Genomic DNA, 25726 nt, shown 5'->3' on the forward strand with positions numbered 1-25726 from the left:
TGTTAGCATTAAATCTTGGGGGTAAGTTATGAGTATAAATAAAAGAGAAACCATTAAAAAGATTGAAGGGTTACTTTTTCAAGCGAACGGTAATCTTGAAAAAACATGTGATCTATTATCAACAGTAAAGTTAACCGAAGATGATATTAAAATATTGCTGGAAGAGATGATAAAAGAGTATTATAGCTTGTTTAAAAAGATTTCTTGGAGTTGTGGAATTACTGCAGGCGGTGCACAAGATGCCAACGCAAGCAGCTTCAACGAAGCTTATAAGTTAGGTTCAAAAGAGTTAGCATTGGCAATAATGTCAGATTTTAAGAAGTCTTATGATCAAGAATTATTCAAGAAATATAAAAAGGAAGAAATGTCTTATCCTGAAGGAGAAGGAGTACAATTTATTAGAGAATTAAGAGTTCTAAGTAGAATACTTACTATATCTTTAATAAGGAAACTTGATGAAGTTTACAAGTTTACTCCAGAAGAAATTGAGCGTTTGAAGGAATATATATTAGTTAGCAACTATGATACAAGCAAAAGTCTTTCTGATATAGACAAATATATGCATGCACTATCTGCCTTAATTAGAAACCCCTCACTTGATACAAAAAAGATATTTGAGCTAAATAATCGAATGATAATACACACTACAGCCTTAATTGATTTAGTAACTAGTGGAGTAGTGAAAAAAGAAGAAGCAAAAGAACAATCTGCTGAGGATTTAGAAAAGCTTGTCTGTGAACAGTATAAAGGTGCAGCAAACACGCCAGTACCGTTGCCGAGCACGCTATTTGAAGTGGATAAAAAAAGTGCTTAAAGGAAAGTAAGAAGGTCTTATAGTTAGCCAAAGTAGGTATTTAATAAGCTTAATGTAACCATTATATATGCTATATAGTAAAACATAGAATGCTTATGGTTCCAACTATAGCAATTTTAAGTGGTGGGTTTTCTTGTGAGAGAGAAATATCGCTTATGAGCGGAAAAGCAGTAAAGAAGGCGCTCGATAGCCTTTCATATAATGCAATAGAAATAGATGTTGACAGTAACATTGCTGAAAAGCTTAGAAAAATTAATTCGGGCCTTGCTTTTATCGCTCTGCATGGACCTTATGGTGAAGATGGCTGCATTCAAGGTTTATTGGAGATTTTAGGTATAAAATATACACACTCAGGAGTTATGGCTTCTGCTGTTGCTATGAATAAAGTGATGTCAAAGCATATATTTCGGTCCCTTAGTATCGACACTCCAAAAGGTTATGTAATTAGCCGAGAAGATCTACTAAAAAATAATATTAAAATCGATTATCCGTACGTCTTAAAACCAATTAATGAAGGTTCAAGTATTGGAGTGTACATAATTTTCTCGCACGAGGATTACTTAGAACTGAAAGATAATAGTTCTACTATAATGGAAAAGATGATCGTAGAAGAATACATACCGGGCATAGAGTTACATACTGCTGTATTGCTGGATGAAGCAATTGGCACTATAGAAGTACGACCAAAAAATAAATTCTATGATTATGAAGCAAAGTATACAGATGGATTTGCAGAACATATATTTCCCGCTGAAATTCCTAACAATATATATAAAATGACCTTGGAACACGCACTGAAAGTTCATCAATTTTTAGGATGCAAAACTATTTCCCGCTCAGATTTCCGTTATAATCCCAAAAATAACACTTTAAAAATGCTTGAGATTAATACACATCCTGGGTTTACTGAGTTATCGTTAGTGCCAGAAATTGCAAAATTGGCAAAAGGAATCAATTTTAATGAATTAGTTAAAATTATTATTGAAGATAGTTTGCAGCACAAAAATATTAGGGATTTAAGTCATGTTGAGCAGTATTACTAGAAGCCAAAGGAGTTTTTTGCGTAAGTGTGCCTTGGTTATTATCACAGCACTTTTTCTTACGCTAATACTTTACAGCTCACTTGATAAAATAATAAATCGATTTAATTACTACTTTACTTGGTATAATGACTGCCTATCTAGTTTATTACTCAGTAGTGGATTTTCAATCGACGAAGTAGTCGTGAGCGGCAATAAATTTACAAACAAAAAGGATATTCTAAGTTTGACAGATAGAACGCAACCTATCCTGTATATATCACTTTCAAGACTTGCCGGTAACATACAATCCGTAAGCAGGTGGATAAAACACGTAAGAGTTCACAGAATTTTGCCCAATACTCTACACATTAATATAGATGAGCATAAACCGTTTGCTCTCTGGAAAGATAATAACAAAACCTCGGTAATTGATTTTGAAGGTAAAGTGATCGTAGATGACTATCTAGTAGATGATCTTGTTGTAATTAAAGGACAAAACTCGTTATCAAACCTAGAATTTGTTAGAGATGTGTTGGAGAGTAAAACTCAATTAAGAGACCACATTTCTTCTTTTGCTTATATAGGGAATAGAAGATGGAATATCATACTTGATAACGATTCCACAGTAAAACTGCCTGAAGATAACCCTTATAGTGCATGGGACTATTTAAACCACTTACACAATACAACTGATTTTACTTTCAGCGATTGGAGTATTATTGATATGCGTATTACTGATAAAATTTTTGTGAAGAGGTGATCTGCTGTCATCCAAGTAGCCCCTTTTCCTGTCATCCCAGTGCCCAGACACTGGAATCCCGCCGCGAACCGTCATACCGCGATTCATTCGCGGTATCTCTTAACATAGATCCCTTATTTAACCGCCATACCTTAACATAGATCCCGCTAACACGTAGCGGGATGACGAGGTTATCGTCATGTCACCGCGAACCGTCATACCGTCACGAACCGTCATACCGCGATTCATTCGCGGTATCTCTTAACATAGATCCCGCTAACACGTAGCGGGATGACGAGCTTATCGTCACGCCGTCGCAAACCGTCATACCGCCGCGAACCGTCATACCGCGATTCATTCGCGGTATCTCAGCCGCTAACAAGAGATCCCGCTAACAAGCAGCGGGATGACGATTGTCGTTTAGCCATAAATATTAAGAAATTTACCAAATAAAAAAAAAGGCAAAAGAAGCCCCGTGGTTGGCTAATTACTTACATTATACTTTCAAGTATGGCGTTTTTTTATTCTAAATGCTTAATAACCGCGATTTAGTTGCTTTTAAACCGCAACTAATCTAAATTAGAAACATTAAGAAATTTACTAAACAGAAAAAAAGGCAAAAGAAACCCTAGGGTAGCTAGTTATTCACTATCCATTTTTTAAGTTGGCGTTTTTTTATGTTTTAAATGCTTTATAAGCGCATTTTAGCTTATATTAGGTAAAAACCTAGAATTTTATAAAGACATAAGGTGCACATAGTGCAAAAAATTAAACATGAGACGCCAGATACGTGAGTTTTTTTGTCATTTAATCTGTACAGAGAAGATAAATAAATAGCTTCAGTTTCATGATAAGGGGGCTGGCGAGGTTTGTCAAGGAATTTTTATGCAAGAGATCTATTGAAATGCCCCTGTAAAATTATACTATTAATTAGTACACTATAAATTTAAAATTATAGATATGTTAAGCAGATTGGTAATTTTGCTATTAGTTTTTATACTTCCTTTTTCTTCATACTCATACCAGTTTAGAACCAAAGCAAAGCAAGCAGTAGTCTTAGATTTAGCTTCAGACTCATTCATTTTTGACCATAATTCTGATGAAAAAATGGCCCCATCTTCAATGAGCAAGCTAATGACTTTATATATAGCCTTCGATTATCTAAAAGCTGGAATAATACACATGGAGGATAAATTTCGAGTAAGTAGAAAAGCGTGGGAAAGGAGAGGCTCTTCCATGTTTTTGAAAGAAGGTCAATCCGTTACGGTGAGGGAATTACTTGAAGGAATTACAATAGTCTCAGGCAATGATGCCTGCATAACACTAGCCGAGGGCATTGCAGGATCAGAAGAGAATTTTGTGGCTGAAATGAATGAAGTTGCACAAAATTTGAATCTGAATGACAGTCATTTTGTCAACTCAAGCGGGTGGCCAGATGAAGATCATTTTATGAACGCAAAAGACTTGGTAATGCTGGCAAAAAGGATTTTCACCGATTTTCCTGAATATTATGATTTATTTTCCGAACAATATTTGACATATAATGAAATTGTACAAAAGAATAAAAATCTTCTACTTTTTCACGATATTGGGGTTGATGGCTTAAAAACCGGTTATACAAATGCTGGTGGTTACGGCATTGTAGCATCTGCAAAACGAAATGATAGGAGAATTTTTGCTGTCGTAAATGGTTTAAACACTGAGAAAGAGCGAATAGAAGAAGCAAAAAGATTGATACAATACTCCTTAAATCATTTTAACACTAAGAAAATATTCGTTAAAGACAGCGTAGTTGAGGAAGTAAATGTTCTCTATGGAAAAGATAGAAAAGTGCCTATTACAGTTGCAAACGATGTTACCATAACTTACAACCGCAAATTGCATGACCAAATTAAGGTGCGTATTGAATATAAAGATATGATACCTGCACCCATTAAAAAAGGTCAAGAAGTGGGCAAAGTTTTTGTAGAAATACCAGGTATTGAGCAACAAACTACACCACTTTATGCAGCAAATGACGTGCAGGAATTGAATTTCGTAGAAAAGTTTTTTAGGATGTTGTTTTAAGTTTGATATTAAAGCAATTCCGAAAGAGAGATCTATTGCACTTTAGTGTAGTTTTAACTAACAATTTCTGTTACAATACAAGATTGAAATGTTACGAAAATGTGCTGGTTGTATTTGTTGCTGTCTAGTATCCTAGAGATACTGTGGGCTGTAACGCTAAAGTTTAGTAACAGTTTTACTAAAGTTGTGCCTTCGATTGCAACATTGGTAATTATGATCATTAGCATTTACTTTTTATCTCTTGCAGCATGCTTTCTACCTATTAGGGTATGCTATGCAGTTTCCTCTGGAATATGCACAATTGGAATAACTATAATTGGTGCAACCACTTTCACAGAGAATATTAATTTATCTCAAGTTTTATGTATCGTTTTAATTGTAATAGGAAGCATAGGGCTGAAGCTCTCTATTTAAACCTAAAAATTTATGCATGAATTGGATATATTTACTCTTATCGTCACTAATTGAAGTGTTCTGGGTCATAACACTTAAGCATAGTTATGGATTTACTCATCTCGTACCATCAATAATTAGCATACTCTCCATGGCTCTTAGTACATATTTACTTTCGCTCGCTACACGTTCTATACCTATCGGAGTATGCTATGCAATTTGGACTGGAGTGGGCGCTATAGGAGCTTCGATACTTGGAGTTTACCTATTTGATGAACCAGTTAATTTATTCGAAGTAATATGCTTTATTTTAGTTACATTCGGGATTATAGGATTAAAATTGTTTGATACTGCAAAACAAACTGTTGATAAAATGGAATAAAAGATCCCACTGGGATGAAAGAAGCAGATACTCCATATTGTCATGCAAATTGGAATCCAGACTTTTTTCTATATAGCATGGTGAAGACGGGAAACCGTAACCGTTCACACAATGGCGTCAACTTAAGGAAAAATATCAGCGATAGTGTATAAAATTTCTCTCTAAATTTTTTATCATTAAATTATCCAAAGAGTGCAAGGGACAGCACTTTTGTTTCTGTTTTATTTCAACAAAGAAGTCTAAAATGTGTCCTTTTTAGGTGAAATATGCAAAAAGGAAAAAACCTTATTCTACAAATTAAAAATATAATATACTCGAAAACTTTTCAGAAAATCCATTGTGTTGAGTTTTACACGAACAAGAAAACTTCCTTTTTCGACAGTATTTTCTATGATTTTAAAGTTAGTTAAAAAAAGTTTGGGAATAGAATGTGAACTTATGGAGCCATTGACATGTACCCTCAAAGCAAGCTTTTTCTAAAGCAAGGTATAAGATTTGCCATACAGGCTTTCAAGAATTTAAGCATCCAAACAGCCTATCAGGATGAACCTGAGTTGGAGAGGCTATAGACTTATTGCAGAAGATGGTTCTGGTATGAGATTACCCAGCTCTGGGGAAATTGTATCCGAGTTTGAACCAAATGGAACAACAGGCACCATTGGCAATTTGTTTGTTGATTTGTGTACTTCGCTAATTTGTAGTGCTCGTCTTGCAGCTTGGAATATAGGTGAACAAACGTTGGCGGCAGAGCAATTACCCGAAGTTATCACTCAAATGCGTTTATTAAATCAAGAGAAATTATTATTTATCTATGATCGTCTTCAGTAAAATTCATTCAGCAGCATTATGATTTGGAAGTAGATTTTATTTTTCGCTTGCAAAAAAGAAATTATAGTAAGCTATGGGAACGCTGGCGAATTAGATTTTGATTTTATATTAGAAAATGAAAAGCTAAAAAATAAAATGAAAGGACAGAAAGTAAGAGTTATAGTGCTGACATTAGCCAACTGAGAAACAGAGTTTTTGACCGAGACTTTGGAGCAAAGCTTATGTGTTAAGGTGGCACATAGAGGAGTGCTATAAACGACTCAAAGTAGGAGCAGAGTTAGAGAATTTTTCTGGAGAGGCTGTATTACAAGAATTTTGGGCAAACTTGGTCATGTGCAATATATTATCGCTTCATATGTGTGATGCACAAGGGCCTTGGAACCCAGATCAAATTACTGAGTATCGTTTAAATTTTTCAGTTTTATTTGGTGTAATGAGGCAGAAACTCTATCAGGTACTTATTGCGCCAAAAAACTTTCAAGCCCTTTTTAAGTATACGCGCTAAAGTTAAAATCCGACCGGGACAGCCGCAATAAAGTAGATAAGCCTAAACGCCATCATGTCTTTAGGAGAGTTTGCTAATGAAAGTTCTTAAGTTGACGCCATTGGCTGAACGGATACGATTTATTTCAGTGCATGAGCTGGTCCTTTTCGGATTTTAGCGCTGTGTACATAACTGCACGAACGTCTAGTTTAGGGGTAAGAAAAATTAGGGCCCGCAAATTAATCCAAACACATAAGTGTAGTGTTAACACCAAATGCTGTAGTGTTAACACTTACAACTTTTTCTGTAGAAAAACGCTGTAAATAATGAGGACCACCAGCTTTTGGCCCAGTGCCAGATAGTCCTCTACCACCAAATGGTTGTATCCCAACTGCTGCACCTATCTGGTTACGGTTGATGTAGACATTTCCAACTGATATTTTTTTACTTATAGTGTCAATTTGACTTTGTATACGACTCTGCAAAGAAAACGTAAGCCCATATCCAGTACTATTTATATCACTTATAACTTCATTTAATTGTGACTTGTTAAAACGTATGATATGTAAAATAGGACCAAATACTTCTTGCTTTAATTGCGAAATTTTTTGTATCTCATAAATATATGGAGGAAAGAAATAACCATTATGAGAATTTGTATCCATGGGTACTTTAAATAACAGATTTGAATCTTTATCCTCTGACATTTTTTGCGTATGTTGAGTGAGCATATCGATAGATGCTTTATCAATTATTGGACCAATATCAGTACTAAGTTGTATTGGGTCACCAATCTTGAGTTCTTGCGCTGCACCGCATATCATTTTTATCTGCTTCTCTGCTATGTCCTCTTGAATAAACAGCACTCTAAGCGCAGAAGAGCGTTGGCCAGCGCTGCGAAACGCAGAAAGCAAAACATCCGTAGTCACTTGCTCTAAGAGAGCAGAGCTATCAACAATCATAGCATTTAATCCGCCAGTTTCAGCAATAAATGGCACAATAGGACCATCCCTATTTGCAAGCATTCTATTAATTATTTGAGCGGTTTGTGTTGAACCAGTAAAAGCTACACCGGAAATTCTATTGTCTGGAACTAATATTTTGCCTAAATATCCACCATCCCCAGGAATGAGGTGCAACACATTTTTTGATATCCCAGCTTCATGTAGTATCTTAACAGCTTCATAGGCAATAATCGGCGTTTGCTCTGCCGGTTTTGCCAGCACTGCATTACCTGCTGCAAGTGCAGCTGAAACCTGCCCAATGAAGATAGCGAGCGGAAAATTCCACGGTGATATGCATAAGAAAACTCCTCTGCCTTCAAAAAAGATGAAGTTATCTTCACCTGTTGGCCCTGGCAATTTTCTCCAGTCGCTCAGTTCATTTTTTGCTATCGTTGCGTAGTAACGTAAGAAATCCACTGCCTCTCTTACTTCCGCTATTGCATCAGATAAAATTTTTCCTGCTTCTACGATCAGAATGTAAATCAACTCTTTCATCCTTTCTTCAAGCAAATCTGCAGCTTTTTCAAGGCATTTAGCGCGCTCTACTGCTGAAACATTCTGCCATTCAGTAAAAGCATTATGTGCTATTTCAAGAGCGTTTAAAGCTTGAACACTTGTTGTATTTGACACTTCTCCAATTACATTTTCTAAATGTGCAGGATTCACTACTTCGATAAATTCAGCACTATCAAATAGTGCTTTTCCATCAATTATTGGTCCAACTTGCCACTTTTTTTCACTAAAACCCTTTATATCATCTGCAAATTGTGAGACTATCACAGAATCACTAATATCCATTCCCAAAGAATTTTTTCTTTCTGGTCCCAAAATATCTTGTGGTAATGGAATGCCTGGATGAGGCTCATAATTAAAATTTATAGCTTTTTCCAGTGGATCTGAAATTAACTCATCGATTTTAACGTTAGGATCACTTATTTGATTAACAAACGAACTATTAGCTCCATTTTCAAGAAGACGTCTTATAAGATAAGGCAACAAGTCACTATGTTCCCCAACGGGTGCGTAGACACGACAGCTAACATTTGTTGCAAGCTCTGACATTGCATAATCATATAAGTCTTTTGCCATTCCATGTAAGCGTTGAAATTCAAATCCAGGGTGGTTTTTATCAGCAAGTTCCATGATAGAAGCAAAAGTATAGACGTTATGAGTTCCAAAGCATGGGTAAAAGCTGTTTGGTTTACTCAAAAGTTTCTGTGCGCACACGAGGTAAGATACGTCAGTATAGCTTTTTCTTGTAAATACTGAGTAATCATTTAATCCCAATTCTTGCGTACGCTTGATTTCTGAATCCCAATATGCACCTTTTACAAGCCTCAACATAATTTTGTGCTTTGATCGGATAGCAACATCTTCAACAAAGTCAAGAACAGATAAAGCGCTCTTTTGATATGCTTGCACAGCCAAGCCAAGCCCTTCCCACTCAGAAAGTGATTCATCAAGCCGTAATTGTTCAAACAAGATTAAGGAAATTTCAAGCCTTTCTGATTCTTCTGCATCTATGCATAATGAAATGTTGTATTTTTTTGCCTCGCGGCAGAGCTCTAAAACCTTAGTGAATATCTCACCAGCAATTCGGTCAAATTGGCTGAATTCATAACATGGGTGTAAAGCAGAAAGTTTGATTGAAATTCCATGGGATTTAAAACAATCATTTATTTCAGTGGATTCACCTATAGCTTTTATTGAATGCATATATGAATTAAAATACTCTTCTGCATCCTCAGCTGTGTGAGCAGCTTCACCAAGCATATCAAAAGAGTATAAAAACTTACTATTGTCATCTAGTTTTGCGTACCTTAAAGCTTCTTCTATGGTTTCTCCAACAACAAAATGATTACCAAGCATAGACATTGCTTGTTTTACTGCTTTGCGAATGATCGGTTCTCCTAAATTCTTAAGTAACTTAGAAATTGCGTAATAGAACTTCGAATCGCCTTCATTGTCTCTCAATATACTGCTACCTATCATTAAACTCCACGTGGAAGCATTGACGAACAATGAAGAAGAATATCCTAAATATTTACTCCATTCTTGATTGGCAATTTTATCTTTGATTAGCTCGTCTATTGTATAATCATCTGGTATTCTAAGTAGCGATTCAGCAAGGCACATCAATGCTATTCCTTCATCATTGGAAAGCGAGTATTGCTGCATAAAGGAATCTACAATACTTAATTTATTGTGTTTGATTTTTTCAATAACTTGTTTTGCAATATTATAAATTCTATTTTTTGAATCAGCCGAAAGCTCTGCTTTTTCTACAAGATAACGTATATAACTCTTTTCATCAGTACGATAAAATCCTTGTAAACGTTTTCTCAATTCGTTAGGTTCTTGTATAGAGCTTATCATATATAATTATCTCCAAAAAATACTCCGACACCATATGTATGGTGAAATTATATCATAACTTTGCGCAGAGCAAATTGCTATTTACAAAGGGATCAGGGCTGGCTAAAAGAAGTCCATGCAATAACTTCACTAAATCAAAAAGATTGTGCAAGTATGTAGCTCAACACTCCACCACACATCAAGTATTTAGTCTCAGTTGCGGTTTGTACACAGCATTTGAGTTGAATTGATTGCTTTGAATTATCCTTTCTTTTGATGATGCATTCTAGATTTCCACCTGGCACTATTTCACCTTTTATGCTTATTACCTCGCTACCATCAAATATCTTTCTGGTTATTCCATTTTGGAATATAAGTGGAAGAACACCCATGCCGACCAAGTTGGACCTATGTATACGCTCAAAGCTTTCTGCAATGACAACTTTAACCCCCAACAATAAAGTACCCTTTGCTGCCCAATCCCTACTTGAACCTGTGCCATACTCCTTTCCTGCCACAATGATGAGAGCTTCCTTGTAGCGCATTGCTGCATCAAAAATCGACATAGTTTCTTGAGAAGGAATATATTTTGTATAGCCGCCTTCGATGCTTACCATTTCATTTTTTATTCTAATGTTAGCAAAAGTCCCACGCATCATTACATTGTGGTTACCACGACGAGACCCATACGAATTAAAGTCCTGTGGCTCAATTCCAAGATTTTTTAAATATATACCTGCAGGACTACTTGAGGCAATATTTCCAGCAGGGGAAATGTGGTCAGTGGTTACGCTATCGCCAAACATTGCCAATATTTGTGCACCTTTTATATCGATTTTATTATTTTTAGGTGATAAATTATCAAAATAGGGCGGATTTTGTATGTAAGTGCTATTTGCATCCCAATTATAGATTTCACTTTTTTCACACTTTATCTTTCGCCAATGTTCATCACCAGAAAAAACATCCTTATACTTTTGTATGAACATCTCACGTGTTACCACACTTTTAACACAATCTTCGATTTCATTGTTTGTTGGCCATATATCTTTGAGATAGACATCATTTCCATTCTTATCTTTGCATATTGAATCTTTTGTCAGATCAATTTGCACAGTACCAGCAAGTGCATATGCAACAACAAGTGGCGGAGATGCCAAGTAATTAGCTTTGACTAACGGATGAATTCTTCCTTCAAAGTTACGATTACCAGATAAAACTGCAGCAACGGTTAAGTTTTTGTTTTTAATGCCATCTTCTATATCTTTATTAAGTGGACCAGAATTCCCAATGCAAGTTGTGCAACCATATCCAACTAAATTAAAGCCCAGAGCATTTAGATCTACCTGCAATCCAGACTTTTCTAAATATTCTGTTACAACTTGTGACCCTGGAGCAAGAGAAGTTTTAACCCAAGGCTTTGATTTTAATCCAAGTTTAATTGCATTACGAGCTACAAGACCTGCAGCAATCATCACACTTGGATTTGAGGTATTAGTGCAGCTTGTTATTGCTGCAATAACTACACTTCCATCTTGGAGTTTATCGTTTTCCTTTGACTCATTAACTGAAAATGATTTAGAAAAAGACTCTGCCACTTGTGAAAGAAAAACTTTATCTTGTGGTCTTTTGGGACCAGCCATTACTGGCTTCACGCTTGATAAATCAAGTTCTAGTGTGTCAAAAAATGCTAACTCATTATTGCTACGCCACAGTCCTTGCTCTTTCGCATAAGCCTCAACTAGCTTAATCAGCTTTTCTGGCCTTCCGGTTAAGCTTAAATAATCTAGCGTTTTTTGATCAATTGGAAAAAATCCACAAGTTGCGCCATACTCCGGGGCCATGTTTGCTATAGTGGCTCTATCTGCCAAAGATAAATAATCTAAACCATCACCATAAAATTCTACAAACTTACCAACAACGCCTTTTGTTCTTAGGATATTGGTAACCGTCAGCACTAAATCGGTCGCAGTTACTCCTTCCGACAATCTGCCAATTAATTTAAATCCAACTACTTCTGGAATCACCATACTAATTGGTTGACCAAGCATCACAGACTCAGCTTCTATGCCTCCAACACCCCAACCAAGGACTGATAACCCGTTAATCATTGTAGTATGGCTGTCAGTACCAACTAAAGTATCAGGATATATGACTCCATCATTATTACACACAACTTGCGCTAAATATTCAAGATTCACTTGGTGGCAAATCCCTGTGCCAGGCGGCACTACTCTAAAATTTGTGAAGGACGATTCTCCCCACTTTAAAAATTGATATCTCTCCAAATTTCTTTTTACTTCTAACTCAACATTCTTACTGAATGCGGAAACACTTCCATAACTATCTACTTGAACAGAATGGTCAATCACAAGATCAACCGGTACAGAAGGATTTATGTTGCTCGGGCTTCCTCCATTTTTCTTGACATAACTCCGCATTGAAGCTAAATCAACAACAGCAGGAACCCCTGTAAAATCTTGCATCAACACCCTTGCTGGTTTATAGCTAATTTCGTGATTAGTGTGTTTATTAACGCAGTCTGCTAGTACTCTTATGTCATCCAGCTTTACGTTTACTCCATCTTCATTACGCAATAAATTTTCAAGCAGCACCTTAAGTGAGCAGGGCAATTTAGTTACATCTGTCCCTAAAAATTCACTAGCACTACTTAGGCTAAAATAGTTGTATGACTTCCCGTCAATGTTTAAAGTCGTTTTTGCGTTTAAAGAATTGTTCATCCTATCACACTATATTAGTTAAAATTGGAATTACTACCGTTACTTTTTTGTTGTTGACCTTGCTGCTCATACATAGTTTCAAAATCTATAGGATCTAGCATCAGTGGGGGAAATCCACCACTACTTGTAACTCTTGCAATTATTTCTCTTGCAAAAGGGAAAAGAAAAGTAGGTCCGCCAATAAACAAAGCTTGTCTTACCTCTTCCTCACTCAACTCTTTTAAATTTTCTATTGAAAAAATGCCACAATATTTCGTCTCACAAATGAAAGCTACACCATCTTTTATGCCTTCATCTTTTACCGTTGCTTTGACTTCTATATGCAAAGTAATTTCATGAAAAGATTTTTCTTCATTCACTTCTTCTTTGTTTTTCGTCCCTTCTAATTTTGCTGAATTGATATTAACCATTACATTAATATCTGGAGCTTTACTAGAAGAAAGGAATGGCGAATTCGGATTCTCAAATGATAGATCTTTAACATATTGACCGTGAATTCTCATTTTTTGTTGTGGCATTTCTTACGTCTCCTTTAATTAAGTTGAGATATTTAATACTTTCTTATATAATATATTCATTTACAAACGAATAGCAAACCTGATTATAAGTTGATATGAAAAACATATTTTCATTAATAATTAATAATGTTCGGATACTTTATATGCCAAGGAGTTGAGTTACTATGATAGAGCTTGTAATATATGCTTTATTAGCGGCGTTCATTTTTTCACGTTTGTATAATTCTTTAGGAAGGTCAGCCAACCTCAACCTAAAAAAGCTAACTAATGTATTGGATGTAAGCCGAAGTAGAGAAGATGTAGTAGAAAACATTGAGGGTTACATTGATAGCAATGATGAAAATTCAATAAAATTTACTTATAAACAAATATTAAAAAAAAACAAAGATTTTTCTATTTCCCACTTTATAGAAGGTTCAAGCATAGCTTTTGAATTAATAATAAAATGTTTCAATCAAGGAAATTTGTCTCAGTTAAAACCACTTCTCGATAAAGACTTATATGATAATTTTGCAGAGAAGATTAAACATCGTAAAGAGGTGCACGAGTCTATAATTGTTTCTATTGTTTCACAAAAGATTTTAGAAATAAAGCTAGTAAAAAACGCAGTGTTTATTGCAGTATATTTCCTTTCAGAGCAAATTAACTTCGTTAAGAATAATAAAGGGGATATCATATCAGGTAGTACATCCACCATTAATAAAGTTGAGGATGTATGGCAATTCAAAAAAAATGTTAATTCATCAGACCCAAGCTGGTTGCTTGTTTCTATTCACTATAAAAAGACAAGTAACGATAAGACAAATGACAAGTAAGATGAGTTTTTTTTGAAATGGAAAGCAAGCTACGCGAAATAGTACTTGACACTGAAACGACAGGTCTTGACACTGAATCTGGTCATCGAATTATTGAAATAGGGTGTGTGGAATTAATTAACCGCATTCCAACAGGTAAAGTATTCCATCGGTACCTTAACCCAGAAAGAGATATACCTTATCACTCGTTTAAGATTCACGGTATTAGTGAAGAATTTTTAGAAGATAAACCATTATTTTCAAATGTTGCACTTGAATTTCTTGACTTTATATCTAATGATATTTTGGTAATTCACAACGCTGAATTCGATGTTAAGTTCCTTAACATGGAGCTAAGCAAGCTGAATGCTGGGTTAATTTCCTCAGATAGAGTGCTAGATACATTACCTCTTGCGAGGAAAAAATTCGCAGGATCACCTGCTTCTTTGAATGCATTATGTAAGCGTTTTGATATATCGCTAGAGAATAGAGAATTGCACGGAGCACTAGTTGATGCTCAATTGCTTGCAAAGGTATATGTTGAACTTACAGGAGGGTTACAAACCTTTCTGTTTGATAATCAATGCAATCAGGACAGTAACTCTACATTCGTTCAGCATAAAGTGCGTAATCTAACTCCCAGAGAACATTCACCAAATAGTGAAGAAATTGATGAACATAAGAAACTGTTAGACAAAATTAACAATACACTTTGGAATAAATATATTGAATAGGTCAACTAATAAAGATACAATTTAATTTTACTGAGAGCACCCTAATGGTAAGGTTTATAAGATTGTTATCTAATGTGCTAGCAGCATTAGCAGTTGTTTTTTTAGGTTATTGTTATTTCACTAAAAAAGGCATATTTGCCCCAGCAGCGATTCACAACGCAGAAGTTAAGATAGGCGGAGATTTTTCTTTAATTAATCAGGACGGACAGATCCTGCGCAGTAGTGATTTTAAAGATAAATACATGATGATTTTCTTTGGGTTTTCCTCATGCAAAAGAATTTGCCCTATGAACCTTGGGATAATTTCAGAAACACTTGCAAGGTTAGATGAGAAAACTAACAACAAGCTACAAACATTTTTTATCACAGTTGATCCTGAGCGCGATAGCACGGAAAGACTTAAAGAATTTCAGCAGCAATTTGACCACAGAATACAAATGTTAACTGGTGAAAGAGAAAAAATAGACGAAGTAATTGCAAAGTATAAAGTATATGCTAGCAAAGTTGGTGGAGAAGAAGAAATCAACCATTCTTCAATAATGTACCTTATTGGCCCTGGAGGAAAATATGTTACACACTTTGCAGCTGATTTAAATTCAGACGAAAGTCAATCTGATAAGATTTTGGCTGAGATCAGAAAATACGTAAACTGAATTATAGATTTTTCTGTTAATTAGTCGAACACGCAACTGCATGAGCGTTATAATTTAATCTCCATCGGGAAGACACATTGGAATGACACTATTTGCTGTTTTCAAAAATAAACATTCGTAAAATTGTGCTTTTAATATGGGTTATCAGTTTAAAAATGTTGCTAATCAGCATATATGAATGTAATATTAATTAACATTCATAAATGAAGCAATACCATGGAAAATAGTTATAATGCCGATGCAATAAAAATCTTAAGGGGTCTTGATGCTGTAAGGAAACGTCCAGGTATGTACATTGGTGACACTGACGATGGATCTGGCTTGCATCACATGGTATATGAGGTTGTTGACAACGCAATAGATGAATCTTTAGCTGGATATTGTGATAAAATTGAAGTTAGCATAAATAAAGATGGTTCAGTATCAGTAACCGACAATGGTCGTGGCATTCCAACTGACATTCATGAAGAAGAAGGAATATCAGCAGCAGAGGTAATAATGACTCAACTCCATGCTGGTGGTAAATTTGACAGTAATACCTATAAAGTTTCTGGGGGATTACATGGTGTTGGAATCTCAGTTGTGAATGCATTATCAAGCTGGTTGGAATTAACTATTTGGCGCAATAAGAAAGAACACTTTATGCGTTTTGAAGATGGTGAGTCTATTGAACCTTTAAAGGTAGTCAACGAAAATACAAACAAAAGAGGAACTAAAGTCACGTTCATGCCATCAACAGAGACTTTTAATGGCATTAATTTCAGTTACTCAACGCTTGAAAGTCGTATAAGAGAATTAGCATTTTTAAATTCAAATATCGACATTACTTTACGTGATCTGCGCAATGAACCATATACAGAATCTCATTTCAATCAGAGCAATCAATCTAAAGACAATTTTGGTACAGCAAATTTTGTGCAGTATTTAGATAAGAATAAGACACATGTAACTAAAATTGCCAGTATGAAAGGAGATGCAGACGATCTTGGCATCAGCTTGGAAATATCGATGGAATGGAATGATTCCTACTATGAGAATATGTTGTGTTTCACTAATAATATACGGCAACGAGATGGTGGTACGCATTTGGCAGGATTTAGATCTGCACTAACTAGATGTATCAATACCTATGCAACTAATGAAGGGTTTTTAAAGAAAGCAAAAGTAAATTTAACTGGAGAGGACGTTAGAGAAGGTTTAACTTGTGTTTTATCTCTTAAGATGCCTGATCCTAAGTTTTCTTCACAAACAAAAGATAAACTAGTTAGTTCTGAAGCACGTGCAGTTGTAGAAAGTATAGTTTCTGATAAATTGAGCACAATCCTTGAAACTGATCCCAAATTGGCAGCAAGCATAGTAGAAAGAGCAATCAGGTCAGCAAAAGGAAGAGAAGCTGCAAGAAAAGCGCGCGAGCTAGTTAAAAGCAAAAACAATATTGATATTGCAACTCTGCCAGGAAAGCTTGCTGATTGTCAGGAAAAAGCTCCTGAGTTATCGGAATTATTTATAGTAGAGGGTAATTCAGCAGGTGGTACTGCAAAGCAGGGGCGTAATCGTAAAACACAAGCAGTGCTTGCCTTAAGAGGAAAAATTCTAAACGTAGAACGTGTAAGTTTAGATCGTATTTTTTCATCTGCAGAAATAGGCTCTTTAATCACTGCAATTGGTGCTGGAATAGGGAGTGAACACTTCGATATTGAAAAAGCTAGATATCATAAAATTATCATCATGACAGATGCAGATGTTGATGGTTCACATATAAGAACTTTGATTCTAACTTTCTTTTTTAGACATATGCGTGAAGTTATTGAAAAAGGTTACTTATACATAGCACAGCCACCCCTCTATAAAGTTACAAAGAATGCCAAAGACACTTATATTAAAGATGACGAAACTTTTGAAGAGTATATAATAAACTCAGCAGTTAAAAGATTAACACTAAGTGGTACAGCTACAGAATTTAACGACTTGCGCCTTATTTTGAATAAATGCGTTAGCATTTCTAATATTAGCAAAAATTATGATAGAGAAATACCACAAAATCTCCTAGAGTCATTGCTAATTTTAAGCAAAAAGAATGCTCTATCATCGGCTGATGAGATATTAAAGTATTTAAAATTAATGTACAGCGAATACACTTGGGAAGTAGAAATAAAAGATGAAGAAAAAGAAATTCACATCTCTAAATTGTTTCAAGGATTGGCAGACAAATATATATTTGCACTTAGTATGCTTGAAGGCAAAGATATGCAAAGCATATTAAGTTTGCTTGATGGTATAAGTAATTTATTTAATGGTGATTCATTTTTAAAGTCACAAGAAACTGAAATAAGAATCACTTCTCCAAGTACGCTTGCAAAAATAATAATGGACTATGGTAAAAAGGGTTTAACTCTGCAGAGATTTAAAGGTCTTGGTGAAATGAATGCTGATCAGCTATGGGATACTACGTTAAATCCTGAGGCTAGAACTTTACTGAAGGTTGAAATAAAAGATTGTGAAGAAGCTGATTCCATATTTTCAATACTAATGGGTGATATAGTTGAACCACGCCGTGATTTTATTAATAGCAATGCACTCAACGTGCATGATGTTGATATTTGAACTTTTAGCAAAATGTACGAACGTTACGGGTTTAAGCAAAGACTGTGTCATTCAAGTAGCTGACACTGGTTCCTTTATAACGGTGTCATTCCAGTGCTTGACACTGGAATCCAGGTTGCTCACAAGCAAACTAGCATAGAAAGTGGTTACAACGTTTTCGATGAGATTGCAGAAAGGCTGGATTCCAGTGTCAAGCACTGGAATGAAAGCAGTCCTACGTCATGCCGCGATTCATTCGCGGTATCTCTAGATCCCGCTAACAAGCAGCGGGATGACGGTTGTCAGGGTGTCTCCCACTACCTTCTCCTGTCATCCCAGTGCCTCCCTCCCCTGTCATCCAAGTAGCTTGACACTTGTATCTTTATGATGTGAGGCATTAGAGCTAAAATACCTCACAGGGAGGGTGAAGCTGATGCGACGCTAATGCCATTAAGGCCGAATCCCAGATTTTGCTTCCCTCCCATAGAGTTATAGCTCTTCTCATAATAATCCAAATAAGGTAAGAATGGATTTATGGTAGAGGGGTTTGTATGCCAGCAGCGTATAGTTACGACTTAAGGAAAAAAGCAATGGAAGCATTGGATGAAGGAGAAAGTAGAGCAACTGTTGCCAAGAGATTTAAAATTGGAAAAACGACTTTATATGAGTGGCAGAAAAGGCGTGAGGAAACGGGAGATTTTCAGTCAAAAAAGCCTGGAAGCGTAGCATAAAATTACCGACTGGAATGTCTTCACCGAATTTGCAAAAAACCATGGTGGCAAGACTCAGTCAGAGATGGCCAAACTCTGGAGTCGACAAATGATTCACCGCGCACTTAAAAATATTGGATTTACAAGAAAAAAAGACCTACGGATATAAAGAAAGAAATGAAGAAAAGCGAGCTCAATTTGCAAGGGTTATAGCGACAAAACATCGTGATAATCTTGTATATATTGACCTTACCCAGAAAAAGTGGAGAGAAAGTTTGGAATGTTTTTCACAAAGAGAATGATGAATCAAAATGCTCAAGAATGCAATAGTTAATAGTGACGTTGTTTGTTATAAAAAATTTCTATGTATTCAAATATTGCAGTTCTAGTTTGTTGAGCAGAGTGTTGTGAAGTATCAATAAGTATTTCTCTTTTCAATGAGCTAAAGAAGCTTTCTGCAACAGAATTGTCGTAACAACAACCTTTATGACTCATCTATGTTTTTTATGGATAAGAGATATTGATAACCTTGCAAAGTATATTGTGAACCTTGATCACTATGTAATAGTAGATTTTTGGCAGGTTTACGCTTGTTAACGTCCATTAATAAAGAGTCCATAACCAATTGTTTATTTATTGAACTGCTCATTAACTACCATGCGTGAATATAGATCGATTATTGTTGCCAAATATAGCCATCCTTCTTTGGTTTTTATATAAGTAATCCCATACTTTATTTGGTTGATCGACAATAAAGTTTTGGTCTAATATATTGGGAGCTACTGTCCGTTTGTTGTTTCTTAATTTTAAATTTTCTTCTCAATATAGCCTGAATACCATTTTTCTGCATAATACTTTGCACTGTTTTTAAGTTGCAACTTTTACCCAAAGCCTTTAATTCAGCATGAATTTTAGGAGCTCCATATCTACATTTAGAAGCTTGATATATTTTTTGAATATCTGCTAATAACTCTTTATTTGCTGATTCTCTACTGCTTATTTTCCTTGTAGTCCACTTATAGTAGCCACTAGCAGAAAACCCTACATAATTCCTGCACTTTATAGTGTTTACTATGCTCTTTTATGAAAAAATATTTTACTCTTTTTGACTGGCCAGGGCTTTTTTTAAAATGTCTCTTTCTCTTGTTACTTTTGCTAACTCTTTCTGTAAATCAAATCTCTCTTTGTCATAAGGTGCTACATCTGGAAATGCATTTGCCGCTGACTTTTTTTCGTTATATTTCTTCATCCATTTTCCTAATACACTATCCCTTATTCCTAGATCTCTTGCTACTTTTGCAACTGGTTGACCTACCTTTCTTTGTTCATTTGCCAGCTTAACAGCTTCCAATTTGAATTCTGCCGTATATTCTCTTGCCATTTCTAATCCTCCAAAATTTTATTTTACCCGAAAAAACTCCTTTCTTTCTCTCCACTTTTTCTGGGTAAGGTCAAATGCTCCATCCCTTCCTGTTAATGGTCTGCCTTCCCTTATTGATGACAGTATATTTGCTTCCAGTTCTTTGTAATCTACCAAATCGGTAGTTCTGTTTACTACTTTCTGACTCATTGTCAAACCTCCATTTTTTTATATCAATTTATTACTTTTTTTTCGGTTTGACACACTTTTTTGAACCATACGCGTCAAGTTAAGAGATTGTGAGCAAATTTAGAGAGGTTAAAGTGGATACTCTAGCCCTTCTACGTTTGTCTTTTAATGAAAATCGCGACCAAGTTATAGTGAGTTTTTTAAGAAATGCTTTTAAACTATTAATTTTGGTTAATACTAAAAATAACTCTCTAACCCGCCTTTTTAGCTCAATAAATGCCTTTGTTAAGCTAAGTTCTGTATTCTTTTTCACTTCTGTGCAACCAACTATGCCGTGAAATATAAGAATTGCGCACAATTTAGCATATAGTTCACATAATACTCTGCATGGCTTTCCTTTTAGCTTATCAAGCCTGATATGGCTTTTATACAATTTAAATAATTTGCCACCTTACTCTGTAAATCGTTAATACTTGCTCAGCACTAATTTTATTTTCTGGAACATTAGTTATACCAGTTCAACAATTTTTGATTTCTTTTAGAGGATCCTGCGATCTTGCTAATCTATTAGCTTTCCTTCTTCTGGCCATATTCAGTTAGTTTCTGACATATAATTCTTACTCTAATTTTTGCTTCTTTTCCTAACAATACCTCGTTTTCTAAAAATCTCTAAACATTCTAATAACTCCATTTTTTGATTTGTTTCTACATCATATACGTTGGTATCGACGACTTATGAAATAAGCTCCTATTTCATTGATTTGTTTAAAAGAACTTGGCACAAAATAACCGAGATCAGATATTAGCAAATCATTGCTTGATATATTACTTAAATGTTTCCTATATCCCTGGTCTGATCTTATTCCCTCCGTTAAATTAAGTTGGTCTATTATCTGATTCATGTAATCGAAAACTAATTGTAACTTTATTCCAGACTTAGTATTGCTTTCATAGCCACTGTAGCTAGTACCATAACCTTTATACATCTCTTCCATACTGTTAGGTAGAGTAATATAGCTACTGTCCAATAATTTAACACTATTAAATTGCTGTAAGATTTTGCAATCAACTTGCAAGATATTTTTAAAGAGAATCACAGATTCATTATACATCCTTTTCATAAATTCCACTGCTTCTTCAGTAAATCTAAAATCCAAACCTTGTTTTGTTATATCTATCGAGTCCTCGTTTAGTAATTGACACATTGTTTCTACGCTACAATTATCAACTCCTATATTACCCAAGACCATGGCTTTTACGAATGATGAACCTTTTAGCTTTCTCTTTCTTTTTATAAACCTTGTTGTAATTGAGATTTTCTCTGCTTTTTCATTAAAAAATTCTTTGAGCTTTTTTGATAAGCAAGTTATTTTATTCATTGGTTCTCTCACTAAAAGTATATCTGGGAGAACTTATACCTTATTATTCTATCTCTTTCATACCTTTATTTCCTTAACTTGACGCATATGCTTTTTTGAACATTCCCAACGAAAAAAGAAAAACAAGGTCTAATTTTCTTTTTTATTTGCGATTTATCTATTAATTAACCGTGAAAGGTTACGTGTAATGCTCCTTCACATAATTATCAATAATTGCCTTAAATTCTTCAGAGACATTATCACCTTGTAAAGTTTTGAAATATTTGCCGTCTTTGTAGACTGCTGAAACAGGTTTTTCTCCATATCCAGGCAAGCTGATTCCCAAATTTGCGTGTTTGCTTTCTCCAGGACCGTTTACTATGCATCCCATAACAGCAATGCTCATATGCTCTACACCTGGATTTTTTTTCTTCCATATCGGTATATGAGTTTTTATATAGCCATTCACCTCTTCAGTTAATATACGAAAACGATCGCTACTCGTGCGCCCACAACCAGGACATGAATTAACCTGAGGGTTAAAGTATCGCAAGCCTATAGACTGCAATATTTCCTGACACACCACCACTTCATTAGTACGCGATTCACCAGGACGTTGAGTCAAAGAAGCCCGTATTGTATCTCCAATGCCATTTTGCAATAAATAAATAAGCCCTGCTGCGGTATTTACCACACCTTTATTGCCCATACCAGCCTCAGTTAAACCCAAATGCAGCGCATAATTGGAAGATTTTGCAAGTGCCATATAAACTAAAATTAAATCTTGTACTTTGCTAACTTTACATGAAATGATTATTTTGTTTGAATTTAGACCAATTTCTTCAGCTTTTTTTGCACTATCAAGAGCAGACATTACAAGTGCTTTGCGCAGTATAACGTCAGAAGGCCTTGAATTACTAAGCGAAGAGTTTTCATCCATCAATTTTTGCAAAAGGTATTTATCAAGACTACCCCAATTTACCCCAATTCTAACCGGAAGATCGTGCATTATTGCATACTCTATAACCCTTTCAAACTTCTCATCACGTTTGTTGCCAAAACCTATATTGCCTGGGTTTATCCTAATTTTACCCAGCATTTTGATGTTGTCTGGATAATCTTGAACTAATTTATCTAGCTCATACTGACCACAGCCTACCAATATTTTACCGTCAAAACCTTCTTTATTTATCTCTTCTACTATATAAGGTATTGCTCTTGCTACCTCCTCTGAGTTCAAGGCAATTCGCACCAATTCTGAACCTGTACGCGCTAGTTCTGTTATCTCTTTTGCATAATGTTTTGCGCTACTTTTTATATTATCAGAATCTATATGCACGCCAAGCGCCATAGATTGTACAACTACAGGATTATTTCCACCTATCTTTACTTTTCCAACTTCTACAACATGAGTCTTGTGCCTGGAAATCGGCAATAATTCATATGCATCATCATTCAATATCAGGTCTTTATCTAGCATATTATTAATGGCCAATATTGTGATACTATTTTACTGTGTCAGCTACACTGCCAAATGAACTCGAACCATTCAAACTATAAGCATCTACGTTATCCAAATTAGCAATAGAATCATGTGAGCATGTTTTTCTTGATGGAGTTTTTTTTATAGTGATATTCATAGGAGAAACTTTTTTTTCTCGTGTTGAAGTAACTTTCTTCTCTTCTTGTTGTTCACTTTCATGCTGCTTATTTTCATACTGGAAAACTGGCTCTTGATCTATAAATACAGCACCCCTTAAACGCGCGATATTAATACCATGCTGATTTATCATAGCGCTCTCTTCATCGTCGACTATGCACGCTTCCATGTCATTTGGCTCATTATCAAGACTAGCAATTTTTTTCTCTTTTAATTTTTTGATTAGATCTTCTTTATTTATAGCTCGATCTTGTGACTTTTTTTTCTTGAGCAATTCCCTACGCTTTTCATATAGCTTATATGACTCAGCAAAATCCTCATCTGTATGAAAGCTTGCACCACCAGGGTTACCAGGAGGTATGTATCTCTTACTGAGCTTAGATTTAGCTTCAGCACTATGCACAGTAAAAAAGCTAGAAACCAAAAACATTAATATAAACAAGACTTTAGAAAAAATCCTAAGCATATGGTGCTATAGTAAATATCGTGTTTTAAAAGATAGCAATTAACAAACTTTAAGTAAACCAGAATCTTTACTAACTTTACAATACAAATATTTTTCTAAAAAGTGATATGTTTACTATCAAAAAATCTACATAGGCTAAGAGAAGAGGAAGGTGTTACAAGTTGCGTAACACCTTTTCAAGAAAAGTGTTATACAACTTAGTTTGGAGTGTATAAGCTATTCTGTTGCACTTGAGTATCAACTTTATCATTAAGTTTTGTGTCTGGCGTATCTTTAGACAAGTTCTTTTCTTTCTCCCTTTCACACTTAACTCCCTGATAGATACAGAATGCAACAAAACTAGTTATCGCTATTACGGCAACAGCAGTGGCTATGGTACAAATTAGTAGTGTTTTTTCTTGATCTGCTACTGCCTCTGCAAGTGTTTCCACTTTTTCTTGTAGGCCGTTTAAGTGCTCTTGCATAGCTTGAAACTGCTCAGTACCAATCTTGTCTTCTAATGCACTAAAAACTTTTTCAAACTGCTCAGCATCTATCTTTTGAGCTTCTTGCCATTCTTTTAATGCACTAAATACCTCTTCAAACTGTTTAGCATCTATCTTTTGAGCTTCTTGCCATTCTTTTAATGCACCAAAAACTTTTTCAAACTGCTCAGCATCGATTTTTTGACTTTTTTGCAATGCTGTTATATCTAACCTATCATTGCCAGACAAACTATACCAAGCATTACTAAAAACATTTGACATTTTAACCCCCTAGTTAATTAATATATTATAATTTTACATTCCCAATGTTTAAATTATTATTAAATTAACTGTCATTATGTATTGACCTTTTAATAATTTTGTTTGACTTGCTTTTTAAAAGTGCGAAAACTTAAATTAAGGTACTTACGAAATACATGAAGAAAAATGCTTATTGTATTTTTGTAACCATTAACACTTAATTCTACAATTCTTTGATCTCACTCATGGAGAGGCCAGTAAACTTAACAATAGTGTTGACATCAACATTATTAGCTAGCATTGCTTTTACGACTTCAATTTTTCCTTTCCGTACACCTTTCTCTTCAGCAAGATCAAGTCTGTATTCAAGGATAGCTTCTTCTTTCTGTAGATCCATCACTCTTTCTTCATAAGCTAGGAGATCTTTTTCACTCCAGTGAAACTTGTCTAATTCATCGTATGCTAGCTTTATTATTGGTGATTCCTCTGCAATTTTCTTTAGATCTTCATCTGTCGTTTCTTCTGCATGCTTAAAAAAGAAGCACCACCTTTCTATTGTGCTTTCTAGTTCCTCCACTCTGCTTTTTGAAAATTTAGGTAATTCTATAAAGACAAATTGAAAATCTTTTAAGTAATGGCCGTTGGTTTTTATATCACGTATATTGTGAGTAGAAATATACTCAACCTCTTCAGGGAATAGCATACCATTGGAAATAGCAATGAAGAAAACCTTCTTTAAATTAATGTAATTTTTATCAGCCTGCCTTGAGTAAGCCTTAGCAGCATAGAGTTGTGCGCGCTTTTCAAAGCCCTTGTCGCGAGCGAGCTGCATCTCAATTATATATCTTGACCCACTAGAATCCCTGCAAAGAACATCAACTATACTTTGTCTATCAGAGGCAATTTCAGGGTCCATAATGGTGCTTAAGAATTCTACTTCTTGTATAGTATTGACTTCAGTACATCCTAAAATATCATTTAAAAAATGGATAAGAATATTCTTATTTTTTTCAGTACCAAAGATTTTCTTAAATGTTAAATCTAACTTTGGATCGAGAAATTTAGAAAGAGCCATGGCAAGAATGCTTGAAAATATTAATAATTATACACTATTATTAACAATTATTCAATTATATTTTTAAGGAAG

At 35.0% G+C, this 25726-nt stretch carries 20 protein-coding genes and 4 pseudogenes; 12 read left to right on the forward strand and 12 right to left on the reverse strand.

The window, feature by feature from the left end:
* Positions 1 to 28 precede the first annotated feature (28 nt).
* The 7 genes and pseudogenes from AAGD59_RS02710 to AAGD59_RS02740 all read left to right on the forward strand — a co-directional run bounded on the left by AAGD59_RS02710 (position 29) and on the right by AAGD59_RS02740 (position 6827).
* Positions 29 to 814 (forward strand): hypothetical protein, encoded by a 786-nt coding sequence (locus AAGD59_RS02710; protein ID WP_015588845.1) that lies wholly within the window; start codon positions 29 to 31, stop codon positions 812 to 814.
* Positions 815 to 903: 89 nt separating this feature from the next.
* The gene (locus tag AAGD59_RS02715; RefSeq protein WP_041573499.1) at positions 904 to 1857 is read left to right on the forward strand and encodes a D-alanine--D-alanine ligase; all 954 of its coding nucleotides are present in this window, start codon (positions 904 to 906) and stop codon (positions 1855 to 1857) included.
* Positions 1838 to 2596, forward strand: coding sequence for a cell division protein FtsQ/DivIB (locus AAGD59_RS02720; protein ID WP_341812955.1), 759 nt, complete (start codon positions 1838 to 1840; stop codon positions 2594 to 2596). Before AAGD59_RS02715 ends, AAGD59_RS02720 begins: the two co-directional genes overlap by 20 nt.
* Before the next feature lie 939 nt (positions 2597 to 3535).
* On the forward strand, positions 3536 to 4642 hold the full coding sequence (locus tag AAGD59_RS02725; RefSeq protein ID WP_010082605.1) for a D-alanyl-D-alanine carboxypeptidase family protein: 1107 nt from the start codon (positions 3536 to 3538) through the stop codon (positions 4640 to 4642).
* A 99-nt stretch (positions 4643 to 4741) separates the two neighbouring features.
* Positions 4742 to 5056: a DMT family transporter gene (locus AAGD59_RS02730; RefSeq protein ID WP_010082606.1), complete on the forward strand. Its 315-nt coding sequence runs from the start codon at positions 4742 to 4744 to the stop codon at positions 5054 to 5056.
* Positions 5057 to 5072: 16 nt separating this feature from the next.
* Entirely contained in the window at positions 5073 to 5417 is a 345-nt protein-coding gene (locus tag AAGD59_RS02735) for a DMT family transporter (protein ID WP_006279756.1), read from the forward strand.
* A gap of 266 nt (positions 5418 to 5683) precedes the next feature.
* Positions 5684 to 6827 (forward strand): annotated as a pseudogene (locus tag AAGD59_RS02740) (transposase).
* 141 nt (positions 6828 to 6968) lie between these two features.
* Here AAGD59_RS02740 and putA read toward each other — a convergent pair.
* The 3 genes from putA to secB form a co-directional block, all read right to left on the reverse strand.
* A complete protein-coding gene (gene putA, locus AAGD59_RS02745) occupies positions 6969 to 10109 on the reverse strand; it encodes a bifunctional proline dehydrogenase/L-glutamate gamma-semialdehyde dehydrogenase PutA (RefSeq protein WP_341812956.1) in 3141 nt (1046 codons plus the stop codon).
* A 134-nt stretch (positions 10110 to 10243) separates the two neighbouring features.
* A complete protein-coding gene (gene acnA, locus AAGD59_RS02750) occupies positions 10244 to 12829 on the reverse strand; it encodes an aconitate hydratase AcnA (protein ID WP_141456811.1) in 2586 nt (861 codons plus the stop codon).
* 14 nt (positions 12830 to 12843) lie between these two features.
* Positions 12844 to 13347, reverse strand: a complete 504-nt coding sequence (gene secB, locus AAGD59_RS02755; protein WP_006279761.1) for a protein-export chaperone SecB — start codon at positions 13345 to 13347, stop codon at positions 12844 to 12846.
* A gap of 164 nt (positions 13348 to 13511) precedes the next feature.
* Between secB and AAGD59_RS02760 the strand changes: the two genes are divergently transcribed.
* The 5 genes and pseudogenes from AAGD59_RS02760 to AAGD59_RS02780 form a co-directional block, all read left to right on the forward strand.
* Positions 13512 to 14162 (forward strand): Tim44/TimA family putative adaptor protein, encoded by a 651-nt coding sequence (locus AAGD59_RS02760; RefSeq protein ID WP_015588838.1) that lies wholly within the window; start codon positions 13512 to 13514, stop codon positions 14160 to 14162.
* 17 nt (positions 14163 to 14179) lie between these two features.
* Positions 14180 to 14875 carry a DNA polymerase III subunit epsilon gene (gene dnaQ / locus AAGD59_RS02765; protein ID WP_015588837.1) on the forward strand — a complete coding sequence of 232 codons (696 nt, stop codon included), beginning with the start codon at positions 14180 to 14182 and terminating at the stop codon, positions 14873 to 14875.
* Between the two features lie 44 nt (positions 14876 to 14919).
* The gene (locus AAGD59_RS02770; protein ID WP_015588836.1) at positions 14920 to 15528 is read left to right on the forward strand and encodes an SCO family protein; all 609 of its coding nucleotides are present in this window, start codon (positions 14920 to 14922) and stop codon (positions 15526 to 15528) included.
* Between the two features lie 216 nt (positions 15529 to 15744).
* On the forward strand, positions 15745 to 18132 hold the full coding sequence (gene gyrB / locus AAGD59_RS02775) for a DNA topoisomerase (ATP-hydrolyzing) subunit B (protein WP_141456810.1): 2388 nt from the start codon (positions 15745 to 15747) through the stop codon (positions 18130 to 18132).
* 530 nt (positions 18133 to 18662) lie between these two features.
* Positions 18663 to 19069, forward strand: a pseudogene (locus tag AAGD59_RS02780) (IS630 transposase-related protein); the annotation flags it as partial.
* Positions 19070 to 19151: 82 nt separating this feature from the next.
* On the opposite strand, the gene AAGD59_RS02785 reads toward AAGD59_RS02780, so the two are convergent.
* From AAGD59_RS02785 to AAGD59_RS02820, 9 genes and pseudogenes are all read right to left on the reverse strand, one after another.
* Positions 19152 to 19316, reverse strand: a complete 165-nt coding sequence (locus tag AAGD59_RS02785) for an IS3 family transposase (RefSeq protein WP_081600759.1) — start codon at positions 19314 to 19316, stop codon at positions 19152 to 19154.
* A 238-nt stretch (positions 19317 to 19554) separates the two neighbouring features.
* Positions 19555 to 19896: an IS3 family transposase gene (locus AAGD59_RS06935; RefSeq protein WP_095866567.1), complete on the reverse strand. Its 342-nt coding sequence runs from the start codon at positions 19894 to 19896 to the stop codon at positions 19555 to 19557.
* A 21-nt stretch (positions 19897 to 19917) separates the two neighbouring features.
* Positions 19918 to 20202, reverse strand: a complete 285-nt coding sequence (locus AAGD59_RS02790) for a transposase (RefSeq protein WP_038198869.1) — start codon at positions 20200 to 20202, stop codon at positions 19918 to 19920.
* A gap of 45 nt (positions 20203 to 20247) precedes the next feature.
* Positions 20248 to 20391: pseudogene (locus tag AAGD59_RS02795) on the reverse strand (IS256 family transposase); the annotation flags it as partial.
* A 79-nt stretch (positions 20392 to 20470) separates the two neighbouring features.
* Positions 20471 to 21749, reverse strand: a pseudogene (locus AAGD59_RS02800) (IS4 family transposase).
* 178 nt (positions 21750 to 21927) lie between these two features.
* Positions 21928 to 23208: a flavodoxin-dependent (E)-4-hydroxy-3-methylbut-2-enyl-diphosphate synthase gene (gene ispG / locus AAGD59_RS02805; protein ID WP_015588834.1), complete on the reverse strand. Its 1281-nt coding sequence runs from the start codon at positions 23206 to 23208 to the stop codon at positions 21928 to 21930.
* A 25-nt stretch (positions 23209 to 23233) separates the two neighbouring features.
* Entirely contained in the window at positions 23234 to 23854 is a 621-nt protein-coding gene (locus tag AAGD59_RS02810) for a TRP75-related protein (protein ID WP_015588833.1), read from the reverse strand.
* Between the two features lie 197 nt (positions 23855 to 24051).
* Complete coding sequence (locus tag AAGD59_RS02815) at positions 24052 to 24600, reverse strand: hypothetical protein (RefSeq protein ID WP_015588832.1); 549 nt, start codon at positions 24598 to 24600, stop codon at positions 24052 to 24054.
* Between the two features lie 202 nt (positions 24601 to 24802).
* The gene (locus tag AAGD59_RS02820) at positions 24803 to 25654 is read right to left on the reverse strand and encodes an Rpn family recombination-promoting nuclease/putative transposase (protein ID WP_015588831.1); all 852 of its coding nucleotides are present in this window, start codon (positions 25652 to 25654) and stop codon (positions 24803 to 24805) included.
* Positions 25655 to 25726 lie beyond the last annotated feature (72 nt).

Source organism: Wolbachia endosymbiont (group A) of Cephus spinipes, from assembly GCF_964026895.1.
Classification (GTDB): Bacteria; Pseudomonadota; Alphaproteobacteria; order Rickettsiales; family Anaplasmataceae; genus Wolbachia; species Wolbachia pipientis.